We start from the raw sequence: 14350 nt of genomic DNA on the forward strand, positions 1-14350 counted from the left end.
GACCTCAGGACCCAGGAGGGGGACCGACATGGGTGGTGGCGGCAAGAGTGACCTCGCGCTCCCGTTGAGCGAGCTGGAGGACTACGGCGGGCGGCTGCGGGACATCAAGAAGCGGCTGAACCACACCAAGAAGCTCTTCGAGAGCTACAAGGACGACCTCGGCGACGACACCGTCTACGACGCCCTGGACGACTTCGAGTCGGGCTGGGAGGACGGCCGAGAGGACATCGGCCAGGCCCTCGACGCCCTCGCCGAGATGTCCGACGCCGTGGTCCGCGAGTTCCGCAAACTCGACGACAAGCTGGCCAAGGACGTGAAGGACGGGGTGAAGACGGAGGACGGCGGGCAGAAGGGCGGGGGCGGCAAGTAGCCCGAGCCCAGGACAGTTTGGGCAATTGGGCGGTTTCGGCCGAGCGGCTGCGAACCGGCACGGCCACGCCGCCTCGGCCCGCGCCGTTGCCCGGCCGTCGGCCTCGACCGACGCCTCCGCCCGCGTCGTTCCCGGGCAGTCGGCCTCGACGGCCGGCTCAGCCCACCTCGTTCTCCGCCACCGCGCGCCCGTGCACCGTGACGTCGCCGCCGTAGAACAGGCCCGTGAACACCGGTGAATAGGTCAGCTGGACCTCGACCTCGACCTGGTCGGCGTCCGCGGCCACGCAGTGGGTGGACCCGATGTCCCGGCCGGACATGCCCATCTCCCGGGCGAACGCCTTCACGCGGGCGTCGCAGTTCTGCGAGTTGATCGGGGCGGGGCCGTTCTGGTTGTCGTAGAGGGACTCCAGGTCGATGTCCTGGGCGGCGTAGCGGGCGGCCTGCTCGGCGATGTCGGCGGCGCGTTCCCGCTTGGAGATGGACATGCCGCCGTCGATGACGAACGCGGACAGGGACAGGAAGAGCAGCGCGAAGATGATGACCGCGCCCGCCCCCGAGCCCCGGTCGTCCAGGCGGGCCGTGCGTGCCGCGAACCAGGAGCGGGCCCGCGTGCCCACCCGAGCGGCACGTACGGCATGGGCGTCATGCACGTCATCCGCGTCATGGACCTCATGCACAGCGGAGTTCAGCCTCATGCCGTCCTCCGGAACGGGTCGAGGGGCGAGCTGAAGCTGGACTTCAGGGTGGTCGGGACGTCGAGGCCGATCATCGCGAGACCCCGGACCTCGCAGCTCACCTCGACCGAGAAGAGCGTGTCCGGCTCGAACCCCGCGCTGGTCTGCATCACCGTGACCGGCCCCGAGCAGATGTCCCCGAGGTCCGCCTCGGCCGCCTTGCGCGCCTCGGCCATCGCGGTCCCGTGGTCCTTCTGGATCGAGCCGGCCCGCGCCGCGTCCCGGGCGGCGCCGTCCAACGCACCGCGCCCGTCGACCAGTTGGCCGAACGCCACCAGCACCAGGATGAACAGGATCATCACGGGAGCGAGGATCACCACCTCGATGGTGGACAGGCCCCGGTCGTCACGACGGCGGGTCGTCCGGGGGCGTGGAGCGGCCGGCGAGGGCTTCGGTACCGTCACGGGCCCTCATCCTCCACGAACCGTTCCACCGGGCCCGACGACTGCGCGTGCACCGTCAGGTCCAGGCCGGGGAAGACCGTGGGGATCTTCGCCGTGATCTCGACGCCCACGGTGTCCGGGTCGGGCTGCAGCAGTTTCACGTCCGGGGACAGCACCAGCTGCGGGCCGAGCTGCTGGATGTAGCTGTCCACGACGTCCCGCGCGTCACCGCGCCACGCCCCGGGCTGCGCGTCCGCCGTCGCGCGGGCCTTGCGGGCACCCGCCTGCGCCGCCGCCTGCGCCACGTGGTCGGCGAAGAAGTACAACGCGAACTGCACCGTCGCGAAGATCATGAAGAAGAGCACCGGAGTGAGCAGCACGAACTCGATCGCGGTCATGCCGGAGTCGCCGCGGGCGGAGGCTGCCTCCACCCTGCGGCGCACCCAGCGACGTACCCCTTGACGTGCGCGCACCCGAATCCCCGTCTACGTCGCGTTCAGCAGGTCTTGCCCGCGTCGGCACCCTTGATGCAGTCGCCGACCTTGTTGGCGCCGTCGCTCAGCGCGGCGTTGATGATCGCGGCGACGACGCCGACGATCGCGACGACGACGGCGGAGATGATGACCCACTCGACCGCGGACGCACCCCGGTCGAGTTCGCCGGAGCGGGCACGCTGCACCCGGCCCTGGAGGAAGGTGATCAGGAAGTCCACCCCCGGGATCCCGGTGTTGAAGTTCCGTCCGTTCATGGTGAGTTGTCCTCTCGGAGTTGTTTCGGTGGTCGGCTGGCGACGAGATGGGACGCTTTTCGGTACCGCGGACGTACGGACGCTCGACGGTCAGACCTGGAACACGCGCATCGCCGCCGGGAAGATCAGGAAGACCAGGAAGCCGGCACACAGCAGGAGTTGGGCCACGAGCATCGACTGGGACTTCTCGCCCGCGCTGCCCTCGATCTCGGACAGCTCGCGGTGCCGCATCGTCTCGGCGCGCGAGGCGAGCGACTCGCGCACCTTGGCGCCGTCGTCCGCGACCAGCGCCAGCGAGGCCGACAGGTCCTTCAGCTCCTCGACGCCGAGTTCCTCACCGAGCGAACCGAGCGCCTGCCACTGGCTGATGCCGGTGATCCGGGCGTCGGCGAGCGCGTTGCGGATGCGCTGCGTGGCCCAGCCGTCGGAGATCTCGGCCGCGGCCATCAGCGCCTCGGGCAGACCCCGGCCGCCCGCCAGGCTCATCGACACGAGGTCCAGGTACGCGCCGATCACGCGCCGCAGGTCACGCCGCCTGTCCACCGCGTCCCGCCGTACCTCCAGGTCGGGCAGGAAGAAGAAGACGACCGCGAAGAGCAGCGCGAGCCAGACCGGGATGATCGGGCTCCTGCCGAAGCCGAGCGTCCACACGACCGCGAACAGCAGCGGCCCGAAGAACACGCCGGCCGCGGCCAGCAGCACCTTCGTCGCGAGGAACCTCTCCCAACTCCGGTCCAGGACGGCCAGGTCGGCGCGCAGCGAACGCTGCTCCCAGCCCTGCTGGAGATAGAAGTCGGAGACGCGCGCGCCCACTTGGGCGCGCAGTCCGGCGAGCCGTCCGGTGTCCTGCTGCCCGTGGTGCGCGGACTCGTACGCCGCCCCGCGGGCCCGCATCGCGTCGATGCGGGCGACCTGGGCGACGGCGCTGCGCCGCGACGGCATGAGGGCGCGGACGAGGGCGTAGACGCCCAGGCCGAGCACGGCGCCGATCACGATCGGCATGGTCAGGTTCATCGGCGTACCGCCTCATCACCAGGAGCCGGCGTACGGGGGCGTACGAACCGCACGGACGCTTCGTCGCGCACCAGGAACCGTTCGGGCGTCTCGATGGTGGACAGCTTGCGCAGCCACCAGAAGCCGAGCGCGAACAGGCCGCAGACGCAGGCCAGGACGAGCTGGCCGACCGCGGTCCCGTACGGCTCGACGAAGTCACGGTTGAAGATCGACAGTCCGAGCACGAACGCGATGGACACCGCGACGACGATCTGGACGGAGCGCCGCGTCGAGGCGCGCTGGGCCATCACGCGCTGGCGCATGTCGACCTCCTCGCGGGCGGACTTGGCGAGGGCGCCGAGCACCTGCCGGAGCCCCGGGCCGCGCAGCTTCGCGTTGAGGATGAGGGCGGCGACGATGATGTCCGCGGACGCGTCGTCGATCTCGTCGGCGAGCTGCTGGAGCGCCTCGGGCAGCGGGGTGCGCGAGCGCAGCCGGTCGACCAGGGCGTCGAGGTGCGGGCGCAGGACGGGGGCGGAGGCGCGTGCCGAGGCGGGGATGGCCTGTTCCAGGCCGACCGCGCCCGCGATGGTGTCGCGCAGCGACTCGGTCCAGGAGGCGAGGGCCTCCACGCGGCGCATCGCGGACCGCTCCTCCGAGGCGCCTCCGAAGAGCTTGTCCCAGAAGAAGACGAGGATGCCGGCGGCGATTCCGGCGACGGCCCAGCGGGTGAGGAGGAGGACGACGAGCCCGGCGATCGCCGCGACGGAACCGCGCTGACCGACGAACCTGATCAGCTCGTTGGCCCGTTCGGTCGCCTTCTGCTTCTCGTGCTCCGGCTTGGCCGGCAGTCCGCGGACGGCGACGGCGAACAGCGCGAGGCCGCCGCCGACGGCCACTCCGCAGCCGAGCGCGTACAGCATGGTCGTGGAGAACAGACCGCCCATGGAACCGAGCGAGTCGAGCGCCGCGAGGGACGTCATGTCCTTGCTCCCGGTCGTCGTGACGGGTGGTGCGGCGGACGTTGCGATGGTGGTCGTGAGGGTCATCGTCGTCACCAGTTCCCGCTGCCGGGCAGCCGGTAGCCCTGCGCGATGAGCTCGTCGAGGCAGGCGATGGGCGCGTGCGGGACGATCCGGCCGTCGGGGGCCTCGGCGAACACCTCGCTGGACAGCACCCGCCCGTCGACGCCGTTGACCTCACGGACGGAGGTCACCATGCGCTGGAGCCGGCCGCCGGACTCGTACTCGTTGCGGCGCTGGATGAAGACGACGAAGTTCACCGCGCCCGCGATGAGCATCTGGCTCGCCTCGATGGGCAGGCGTTCGTTCGCCTGGAGCGCGTACGTGGAGATGCGGTTGAAGACCTCGCTGGAGCTGTTCGCGTGGATCGTGGACAGCGAGCCGTCGTTGCCCTGCGACATCGCGTTCAGCATCGTCACGATCTCGTCGCCGAGCACCTCACCGACGATGACGCGGGAGGGGTTCATACGGAGCGAACGGCGCACCAACTCGGCCATGGTGATGGCGCCTTGGCCCTCCGAGTTGGGCAGCCGTTCCTCGAAGGCCACCACGTTCGGGTGCAGGTCGGCGAAGGTGTCGAGGCCGAGTTCCAGGGCGCGTTCGACGGTGATGAGACGCTCGTACGGCGGGATCTCGTTGGCGAGGGCGCGCAGCAGCGTCGTCTTGCCCGCGTTGGTCGCGCCCGCGATCATGATGTTCTTGCGGGCGCGGACGGCGCAGGCGAGGAAGTGCGCGACCTCGGGGGCCAGCGTGCCGTTGCCGACCAGGTCGGACATGAAGACCTTGCCCATCCGGGCGCGACGGATCGACAGGGCGGGCCGGCGGGTGACGTCCATGACGGCGGAGAGCCGGGACCCGTCCGGGAGCCGCAGGTCGAGCTGCGGGTTGGCGGAGTCGAAGGGCCGGGACGACAGGCCCGAGTAGGCGCCGAGGATCTGGATCAGCTCGATCAGTTCCTCGTCGTTCTCCGCGACGGGATCGCCCGTGGCCTCCCGGCCGTCGGCGTAACCGATGAAGACCTGGTCGTGGCCGTTGATGTCGATGTTCTCGACGTCCGTGTCGTCGAGCAGCGGCTGCAGGCGCCCGACGCCGAACAGCGCGGCGTGCACGGCGGCCGCGTACTGCTCCTCGGTCTCGGCGTCGAGCGGGGTGCGGCCGAGGTTGATCTCGGTGCGGGCGTGGTCCTCGAGTATCTGGGCGATGACGGCGCGCGCGTAGTGCCGCTCGTCCTCGTTGGACATCGGGGTGACGCCGCGGACCTGGTCCTCGCGCCGCTGCTCGGCGATACGGTCACCGGCGTCCTGCCGGAACCGCTTGACGAGCTGGTGGTCGACCGCGGTCATCGTCCGGCTCCGGCGGCGGGCTGCCCGTGCGGCCCGGCGGATCCGTGCGGGCCCTGGGAGCCGTGGGGTCCTTCGGCGGGTACGGACCAGGCGGCGCCGTACTGCTGGTAGAGGTCCGCGGTGACCTTGCGGGCCGAGCGGATGAGCAGCGACTTGTCGAGGCGTCCGCGCCGTCGTCCGGCCAACTGCTCGGCTCCGGCGGGGTCGTCGGCGAGGGTGCCGACGACGCGCGCACCGGTCTGCGCCGCCACGAGCATGTCGTTCACCTGGTGGACGAGCTTGGCGGAGTCGCCCGGGTCGGCGATGAGGACGACACCGATGAGCGGGGTGGCCAGGCTCCCGGCGCCGCGCGGGCCGCCGTGCAGCTTGGCGGAGAGGGCGGCGGCGCGGTCGCGGACGCGGGCGATGGCCTCGGGCTCGGTACGGGAGAGCAGGAGCACCAGGGCGGCGTGCGGGAAGAGTTCGACGGCCGGGGTGTCTCCGCTGATCCGGCCGCAGTCGGCGATGACGTCGGCGGGCGCGTTCGGGGAGTCGGCGAGGTGGGCGAAGGCCCGTCCGAGAGTGGGCCACAGCCCGGCGAGTCCGGCCGCCTGCTCGGCCATGCCGAGGCCGACGAGGACTTCGAGTCCCCCGCTCAACGGCTGTACGTGGTCCCAGAGTTGGTCGGGCACGAGCCCGCGACGCGCGGTGGCCGCTATCGACAGCATGCCGGTGTTGGGGTTCAGCGGGCCGCCGTGGGCCGCCGCGCTGCGGTACACGAGGTCGCCGCCGGCCGGGTCGGTCTCGGCGAGCAGGACGCGGCGGGGCCAGACCGCGGAGAGGGCCACCGCGGCGGTGGTGACTCCGGGGGAACCCTTGTCTGCGGCGAGGGCGATGAGCGCCATGACTGTCTACTCACTCGCCTCTAGTTGCCGGGAACGAGGACGAGGGCGACCTTGCCGGCCGACGAGGCCTGGGCGACAGCCGCGGCGTCCCCGATGTCCACGAGGAGCGTGACCGGCAGGTTGGTGCTGCTTATCGTCGCGTCCGAACTCGTCTTCACGGAGAGGACCTTGGCCTTGTCGACGATCGGACCGTCGTCCGCGCCGGACGAGCTCGATCCGGAGGCGCCGGCCGAACTCCGGCTGCTGGAGGTGTCGTCACCGACCCGGTAGACGGCGACGGTGTCACCGGTCTTGATGTCCGTCGGGTACTGCCCCTCCTTGAGGGAGACACCCACGGAGGCCTTGCCGGCGGGAACGGTGGCTCCGTTGGAGAACATCTCACCGATGACGAGGGTCCCGGCGTAGATGGTGGACTTCGCCTTGAGCGCCTTGAGCGCGCCGAGCTGGTTCCACTTCACGTAGTTGATGCCGGCGTCGTCCGCGACCAGCACCGACTTCACGTGGTTGCCCACGGAGTCACCGGCCTGGATGTCGCTGGTCACCTTCACGACCTCGACGCGGTCACCGGCGCGCAGCACCAGCATGGTGGCGCCGAGGGCGCCGACGAGGATGAGGAGCACGGCGAGTGCGGCCAGCGCGGGTTTGCGCTCGCGAGGCGGCGTGGGAAGACGGTCGCCCATCACCGGGTGAGCCGACGAGGCGGAACGGTTGTTGCCCGCCCCCGTACGCTCTTGGATCTTCACGCAACCGCTCCCCGTACACCCAAGAAAATGTCTGCCAATTCACGTGCCAAACTGGACACTTCGCCCCCGTGCCCCTTTACGGGACGTACCGCCCGACCTGGCCTGATAGCCAACGCTGGAGCGAGTGTCAGGCCATGGCACCGTATCAGCCGCACATAAGCCCCTCAAGGCGCGTCAAGACACCCGGAGAACAGCCGACTCGACGTTACCGACGCGCAACCACAGCCCCGCGGTTCCCTGTTGACCCCGGCGATCGAACCCCCCTCCGACCTGTGCGCCAGCGAATCCACCCCACCCCCTCCCGGGCCCCCCTCGTCACGGACCGTGCACGAGGCCTGCACGAGGTGCTCACGGGGAGAGCGGGCGGGGGTGGGGGTTTCAGCCACATGGGGGACGGGTCACCAGGGCGCGAGCGGTCAGTCCCGGAGGTCACTCCACGGAGCTTCCCTGACCGTGTCCCAATGCACCCAGTTCAGAGCACCACGCCATCCACTGCGCCCGGCGGCCCAGCCGAGTAACACCGGCGCGACGAGCTCGTCACCGCCGTGTTCCGCCGGAAGGTGCACTTCAGCGCGGTAGTGCGCTTCGGGTCCACCCTCTCTGTGCTCGATCACCATCGTGAGGTCGTCGTTGAGGGCCAATTGAAGGTACGTCTGTCCGTCGTCGCACTCAGCGGGCCGCTCCATGATCAGAAACCGACACCTCAGATTCAGCCCGGCGTACAGACGCTGGATCCTGTTCTCGTCGGGGTCGTCCCAGGCCTCACCGGTCTCGACGGTGACCCGCAGCCGCACATCAGCCATTCAACGCCTCTGCCGCAAACTGCAGCAGCTCTTCGAGCCCAAGATGGCGCGCTCCCCCTTCACCCCCGAGAAGAAGCCAGCTCCCGTCCCACTCCACTCGGAAGTTCTGCCCGCGGAAATTCTCGAACTCGACGAAACTTCCGGGAGCACCGTCGAGCAATGTCAGCTCACGGTGGAGCGTCTTGGGCGCGACCAACACCCCATCCGGCCCATCCGTGCCACCTTTGGTCACCGTATTGTCGAAACGCACCCTGAGGAACGGTGCCGGCGAGCGCTCGAGGTTGGCCGGAGTGAGAAATCGGATGAAACTCTCGCGAGCGTCTTCCAGCGAGTACCTGTCAGGGTGGGCGAACTCGCATTCATATCCAGGAAATACGGCCCAGGTCACTTTCTGTAGTTCCGGCTTCTGCACTTCGTGGTACCGATGAACTCCTGGACCGGCGACCCCAAGCACATCGAACGCTCTACCCCGATGAGAGAAGCCGGGAATTGCAATCAGCGGAGCACCTGCTGCCACGATCTGAGGTCCCGACTCGCGAGCCGACACGAGGAGAGAACTCACCAAATCCTCATCGTACGAATCGCGCGCGTTCACCTGGAACAGGGTACGGCGATCCTGACTGAGCGCAGCTGCGAAATCGAGCCCCGGAACGGGTGACCAGTGCCAGGCCTCCGGCACCCCGGACAGCTCCTCGACACCCGGAAAATTTGAGACGATAGCGGCCGGATCCATCGATCCCTCCCTCAAGCACCCCTGCACGAATAATTCGGTCCGGTATCTTGCCGATACCGCGGCGCCCGCTGGCCGTCACGGCCATTATCTGCGCGCGTCATGGGCTCCATATCGGTTGTGTCATTGTACCAAGTCTCCCGATCGGCATAACTGCTGTTATAGCCGGTCTCGTTGTAGTGCTCCACAACTCGCGGGTTATGGTCGTACGTCAGGATCGTCGAATCTCCCGGAATCACTTCACCCGCATTGTTACGCCAGGTGAGCTGATCCCTCGGAACACGGTTGTTATTCCGGTCCACGGGCCAGCCCCCCGCCGCGCGGCCCTCGTCGGTGAATCGCGTGACCATGTCTTCGTGCGTGGAATCCCAATAATTATGGGGATATTCCGAGGACCGGTTATGGGTGGTCGCGGGCGCATTCGGATCCACGGCATAGCGGCCGGTTGCGGGGTTGCGAATGAGCCCCAAGGGGTCCGTGAAAAGGAACGGATGAGACACATACGCGTAGTTATTGGGGCTCGGAGCGAGTCCCAACGGATCCGGGCTCACGTATCGCGCGTTCTCGGGGTCGTAGTACCGCGCGTAGTTGTAGTGCCAGCCGGTCTCAGGGTCCGCGTACTGTCCTGGAAACCTCAGAGGGCACTCCAGCCCTGGCCAGAAATCCGAGTCGGCCTCTACGGAGGAATGCTTCGTCCGGCCCCATAGCGTGCTGCTCCGCTGCCACGCCACGTTCCCGTCCCTGTCGACCAGTTCGGTCGGTGTGCCCACCGTGTCGCTGACGACGGCGTGGAAGCGGACACTTGCTTCATGTCGCTGACGGGAGGGGCCCTCGGCGGGCCGACGCGACGGCCCGTGGTCGAGCTGCGTCAGCGGTCGATAGGTGCCCGAGAAGTAGTCCCACGACGTTGCGTGACCGGTTCCGTCTATCTGTTCCGCGACCCTGGTTCCGTCCCAGGTGAACTGGAGTTCCTCAACCACCGAACCGTCGGCCGCCAGACGTGCCTTACCCCTGCGCCGTCCCGTGGGGTCGTAGCGATAGCGCCACGTCGTGCCCTCGGGGGTGACGGTCGCGGTGAGTCTGTCCTCGGCGTCCCAGGCATACGTCGAGACGTGCCTCTGCCCGTTGAGCAACCGCTTCACTGTTCTTACGGGCCGCCCCTGTCGGTCGTACTCGTACGTCGTACGCCCGGACCTGATCAGCCGGTTGCCCGTGTACTGCCTCTCCGCCCGTGCCGGACTGTCCGTGGGTACGGATGACCTCTGAATGTTCCCGAGGTCGTCGTATGCGTACGTCTCCGTCCAGTCACGAGCACGGATGGCTGTGACTCGGCCATCGCGGTCCACGTCAAACGCGCTTCGGCCCGTAGTGCGATCGTCGATCCCCGATGGAAGACCGTCGGCGCGATAGCTGAAGGAACGGTGCTGAATCGTCGTCTCGGCTGAAGGTCCCCTGCCGACGATGGACTGACCTGTGAGACGCCCAACAGCGTTCCAGGTCTGCCTCAGGTCGGCTCCGGGCCCCAGCCCGCGTCCCAGTTCCCGACCGAGGGCGTCAAAGGTGAACTCCATCAGGTGACCGGCCGCGTTCAGTGATTCCGGCCTGCCAACCGCGTCGTAACTCCAGGTGGAGACGATCCCGCTCGGGGTGCGCCGCTCGATGCGACGGCCCATGGCATCGAACGTGTAGGACGTCACTGCGCCGTCTATCGACTCCCGCACCAGGCGCCCGCCGGCGTCGTAGGCCCGCTCCAGGAGACTGTCGGCACCGACGGCTTGGAGGAGACGTCCCATGGGGTCGTAGACGAACGTGTTGCCCCCGTCGGCGCTCCGTTCTTCGACCACCCGGCCGAGTTCGTTCCGCGACAGAACGACCCGCTCTCCGGCACCATTGGTACGCGAGGCCAACCGTCCCGCCACGTCGTACGTGTACGTCAGCGTGCGACCCTCGAAGTCCGTCTCGGTGGTGAGCCGGTTCGTCTCGTCATAGGCGTAGTCCCATGACAGGCCCTGGGGATTCGTCACCTTGATCAGATTCACCTGGGTGTCGTACGTGAACCGATACTCGGCACCCGTGGGATCGGTACGTACGACGGGCTGGTGGAATGGGCCCGTTCGCGTCGTGGACCGATTTCCAGCCGCGTCGACGTGGGCGACCAGGTTTCCTTCGCCGTCCCATTGCCAGCTCTCCTGGCTTCCATCCGCAGCTGTACGCCAGGCCGGGGCGCCCTCGACGGTCCATCCCATGAGCTCGACGTTGCCTGCGGCATCGACGGCGCGGACTATGCGACCGAACGCGTCCCGCTCCACGTGCGTCGTGTGTCCGAGTGCATCCGTCTCGGCGATCGACAGGCCCAGCGCGTCACACCTCGTGGTGCTGACGTGGCCCAGCGCATCGACCCATCCTGTCCGACGCCCCTGCCCGTCGTAGAGGTACCGCTGGGTGTTACCCGCCGGATCCGTGACACTGAGCCGATTACCTCGTACGTCGAAGACCTGACTCCACTCGGCACCGTCCGCCTCCACGACGCGAACCGGCAGGTTCAGCTCGTCGTACTCCATTGAGGTCTGCAGGCCGTCAGGCCGTGTGATGCCGGCGAGGTCTCCCCGCGCGTCATACACGAACGAGGTGCGGCGACCCAGCTCATCGGTTCGGGACAGTGGTCGGTTGTAACGGTCCCACTCGGTGCGCACGGTACGGCTGAGCGGATCAGTGACTTCCGTGCGCTGGAGGAGTTCGTTGTACCGGTGGAGAGTTGTGTGACCCAACGAGTTGGTGAATCGAGTCTCCCGAGCTTCCGTGTCGTACGCGATGGTGCAGTCGAGAAAACCACTCACGCCTTCGCCACGCGTGCATCGATCCTGCTCGTCGTATTCGTAGCGATACCAGGCCCCGGTCCGGTCGGTCCACGAGGTGATGCGTGCTCGGTCGTCGTAGGCGAGCCGGTAGGGCAGCCCGCTCGAATTGTGGATCTCGGTGAGGTTGCCGTCTGAATAGCCGAAGGCGAGAAGCGCCGTCCCTGTCTCTCCCCCTTCCGGATCCCTGAGGCGCAGGTTCACGACACGGCCTCCGGCTGTGTCGACATCCACGTGGTATCCACCGGAATGACGTACCGCGACAGGAGCGCCGTAGGGGTCGCGGTCGATGTCGATGCGGTGATCGTTGCGGTCCGACACGGCAGCCAACGGAAGAGTGAAGGCCTGCTCGGCGGAAATCGGCTGAGCCACGGGGGCGAAATGCCGGACGTGACCGGACTCCGGATCCGTCACACGCAGCGGTGCATCCGGCCCTCCATCCCAGTCCAGCGGCCAGCGTGGTCCCTCCAACGGCATCACCGACGATCCCGGCGAGGGGACCGGGTACACCAGAATCATTCCGTCCTCGGCGGCGAACAGCGCGCCCTCGCTGTCGAGTTCGAGTCGTTCGTCCAGCGTTGACGCCCACGAAGGTCCGAACCACTGCCCAGAGGTGTAGGTGGACACGTGTGTGCGACGGAGCGCCAGCGGGAGAAGGGCCGGTAGCTGGACATCGGTGTGCTCCATGAACATCTCGCCGGACACCATGTCGACGGGATCGCCACCCTCACAACGCCCCTTGGCCGGCTTGCTCCTTGCCACGGCGTCGTCGGCTTCTCTTCTCAGCCCCTTCCCGAAACCCTTCACCATGGCCTTGAGCCCGCCCTTGCCCAAGGTCTTCATGCCTTTGGCGAGTTTGCCCAGGGACGTGATGCCCTTGCCGCCGGGTATGCAGTCGAGGGCGGCGAAGGCGACGTCCAGTAGACCGGCTTGGCCCTTGCGATATTTGTTGAGGGTGTCCGCCAGGACGACCAGGGCGGCGATCAGCACGATCGCACCGAGGATCGGCCCTCCGATGATCATCGCGATGATGCCGAGCACGGCGACGACGACCTTGCACACCGCGACGATGGTGTCCCAGTTGTCGGAGAACCAGTCCCCGACCTCCTCCCACCACTTCCGGTTGTGAATCCCCGCATCCGACGCCTCGTCGATCTTCGACTTCGCGTCCCGCGCCGCCTCCTCCCGCATCGCGCGGGCATCCGCAGCCATCTTCTTCGCCGCATCCAGCGCATTGCTCGCCGTCGTCACATCCGACTGAGCACTCTCATGCGCCGACTTCGCATGCTGGGCATCCCGCGTCGCAGCGCGCACCTTCGCCTCGTCCGGCTTCTCAGCACCGCTCTTGCTACCGGTCGGATCGTCCTTGTACTTGTCCGCTTCCTTGCCGGCCCGCGCCACCCACGAATCAGCCGACGACAAACGCGACTTCGCCGACGTCAGATCGGACTGCGCATCCCGCCCCTTCGCCAACGCCTTGTCCGCCAGCGCCTGCGCCCGCTCCAACTTCGGCCAGTACGCAGCCAGGGCATCCCCCGCCATCTCGTACGACTTCTTCAACTTCTTCAACTGCTTCGGCACACCGGCGAACTCGTCCTGAAAAGCCTTCGCCGACTTCCCCGCCCACTGCAGAACCGTGTCCTCGGCCGCCATCCCCTTGATCAGACGCAGCGCATCACCCACGTCATCGGCGAAGTCATGCAGATTCCTGGAGAGATGCCGCACCCGATCCGGATCACCCGGCGTCGGATCCCTCTCCAGATCCAGCACATGCCAGTCACCCGGCCGATTCCCTGCCATGCCGCAACCCCCGTGACAGCAACACCACCAACGACACCAACAACACCCGTATGCATGAGCGAAGTTACTGGATGTGTGCGAGGCGAGGAAGGGACGTCGGGGCGGACCCGGGGGTGGCGGCCGGGGCGTTACGCCGCGAAGCGGAAGGTGGAGGTGATGGCGTCGAAGATGTCGAAGAAAGAGTCGGCGAGGTCGAGGACCTGGCTGCTCCCGGCGACGAGCGCGACCTTGCCCTCCTGGCCGGGCACGGGGATGAACGTCTGCATGAGGACGGCACGGATCGTGCGCTGAAGGCTGTCGTCCGGTACGGCGATGTCCTCGATCCCGTACGTCCGCGCGGCGGGACCGACGCCGGGTATCTCGACGGTCGTCACCTTGCGCCAGGCGTCCCCCTCCTTCTTGGCCTCCCGCACCGCGAGTTGGCCGGCGATGGCCTGCGGGTCGGTGGAGAGCGGCTCGCCGGTCTGCGAGCGCCCGCCGACGATCGACACCGTGACCGATCCGGTGATCGGGGTGTCACCACCGAACGACTCCGCCATGCAGCCGCAGTACAGGGCACCGGACTTCCAGGCGTCGGCGGCGGCCTTGCGCAGGAAGGCGGTGTAGGTGTCGCGGTACTGCGCCAACTCCGGCCGCTCGTCGATCCGTTCGCTGACCATCCGCCGTATGGAGTCGTCCCGCGACTCCGGCCGCACGTCGAACTCCCACCACGACTCCGGCACCTTGATCCGGAATCCGCCGCGCTCGATGGTGAGCGTCTCCATGTAGCGGGCCATGGCTGTGTCCCCCGGGGTCGTGGTCGATCGTTCGTCGTTCACCGTTCGCCGTGACCGGCGCCCGTTCGCCACTCTGTTCGGACCGGCGGCTTGGGTCAGGGTACGAGGTGGGGATCGGGCGGGGGTGGGAGGCGTACGAGTCGAGCCACCGGGGCGGGCCGCCT

14 protein-coding genes are annotated in these 14350 nt (G+C 67.9%); 1 reads left to right on the forward strand and 13 read right to left on the reverse strand.

Features of this window, described 5'->3' with window-relative positions; all coding sequences use genetic code 11:
* The first annotated feature begins 28 nt into the window (after positions 1-28).
* Positions 29-370 (forward strand): hypothetical protein, encoded by a 342-nt coding sequence (locus OG406_RS17885; RefSeq protein WP_081218768.1) that lies wholly within the window; start codon positions 29-31, stop codon positions 368-370.
* A 157-nt stretch (positions 371-527) separates the two neighbouring features.
* Here OG406_RS17885 and OG406_RS17890 read toward each other — a convergent pair whose 3' ends face one another.
* From OG406_RS17890 to OG406_RS17950, 13 genes are all read right to left on the reverse strand, one after another.
* A complete protein-coding gene (locus OG406_RS17890) occupies positions 528-989 on the reverse strand; it encodes a TadE/TadG family type IV pilus assembly protein (protein WP_266849451.1) in 462 nt (153 codons plus the stop codon).
* Between the two features lie 74 nt (positions 990-1063).
* The gene (locus OG406_RS17895) at positions 1064-1510 is read right to left on the reverse strand and encodes a TadE/TadG family type IV pilus assembly protein (protein ID WP_329186630.1); all 447 of its coding nucleotides are present in this window, start codon (positions 1508-1510) and stop codon (positions 1064-1066) included.
* Positions 1507-1887, reverse strand: a complete 381-nt coding sequence (locus tag OG406_RS17900) for a TadE family protein (RefSeq protein ID WP_203658796.1) — start codon at positions 1885-1887, stop codon at positions 1507-1509. The genes OG406_RS17895 and OG406_RS17900 overlap by 4 nt, the downstream gene beginning before the upstream one ends.
* Positions 1888-1985: 98 nt before the next feature.
* Positions 1986-2237 (reverse strand): hypothetical protein, encoded by a 252-nt coding sequence (locus OG406_RS17905; RefSeq protein WP_081218765.1) that lies wholly within the window; start codon positions 2235-2237, stop codon positions 1986-1988.
* Between the two features lie 90 nt (positions 2238-2327).
* Complete coding sequence (locus OG406_RS17910) at positions 2328-3251, reverse strand: type II secretion system F family protein (protein ID WP_267051548.1); 924 nt, start codon at positions 3249-3251, stop codon at positions 2328-2330.
* The gene (locus OG406_RS17915) at positions 3248-4177 is read right to left on the reverse strand and encodes a type II secretion system F family protein (protein WP_164369655.1); all 930 of its coding nucleotides are present in this window, start codon (positions 4175-4177) and stop codon (positions 3248-3250) included. The genes OG406_RS17910 and OG406_RS17915 overlap by 4 nt, the downstream gene beginning before the upstream one ends.
* A gap of 107 nt (positions 4178-4284) precedes the next feature.
* The gene (locus OG406_RS17920; RefSeq protein WP_164369586.1) at positions 4285-5595 is read right to left on the reverse strand and encodes a CpaF family protein; all 1311 of its coding nucleotides are present in this window, start codon (positions 5593-5595) and stop codon (positions 4285-4287) included.
* Positions 5592-6479: a hypothetical protein gene (locus tag OG406_RS17925; RefSeq protein WP_164369585.1), complete on the reverse strand. Its 888-nt coding sequence runs from the start codon at positions 6477-6479 to the stop codon at positions 5592-5594. Before OG406_RS17925 ends, OG406_RS17920 begins: the two co-directional genes overlap by 4 nt.
* A gap of 20 nt (positions 6480-6499) precedes the next feature.
* The gene (locus tag OG406_RS17930) at positions 6500-7222 is read right to left on the reverse strand and encodes a hypothetical protein (RefSeq protein WP_164369584.1); all 723 of its coding nucleotides are present in this window, start codon (positions 7220-7222) and stop codon (positions 6500-6502) included.
* A 416-nt stretch (positions 7223-7638) separates the two neighbouring features.
* Positions 7639-8025: a hypothetical protein gene (locus tag OG406_RS17935; protein ID WP_329186632.1), complete on the reverse strand. Its 387-nt coding sequence runs from the start codon at positions 8023-8025 to the stop codon at positions 7639-7641.
* The gene (locus tag OG406_RS17940) at positions 8018-8758 is read right to left on the reverse strand and encodes a hypothetical protein (RefSeq protein WP_329186633.1); all 741 of its coding nucleotides are present in this window, start codon (positions 8756-8758) and stop codon (positions 8018-8020) included. Before OG406_RS17940 ends, OG406_RS17935 begins: the two co-directional genes overlap by 8 nt.
* 11 nt (positions 8759-8769) lie before the next feature.
* A complete protein-coding gene (locus tag OG406_RS17945; RefSeq protein ID WP_329186635.1) occupies positions 8770-13380 on the reverse strand; it encodes a DUF6531 domain-containing protein in 4611 nt (1536 codons plus the stop codon).
* Between the two features lie 158 nt (positions 13381-13538).
* Positions 13539-14186: a hypothetical protein gene (locus tag OG406_RS17950; RefSeq protein WP_164369654.1), complete on the reverse strand. Its 648-nt coding sequence runs from the start codon at positions 14184-14186 to the stop codon at positions 13539-13541.
* Positions 14187-14350: the final 164 nt, after the last annotated feature.

Source organism: Streptomyces sp. NBC_01428 (assembly GCF_036231965.1).
GTDB lineage: Bacteria > Actinomycetota > Actinomycetes > Streptomycetales > Streptomycetaceae > Streptomyces.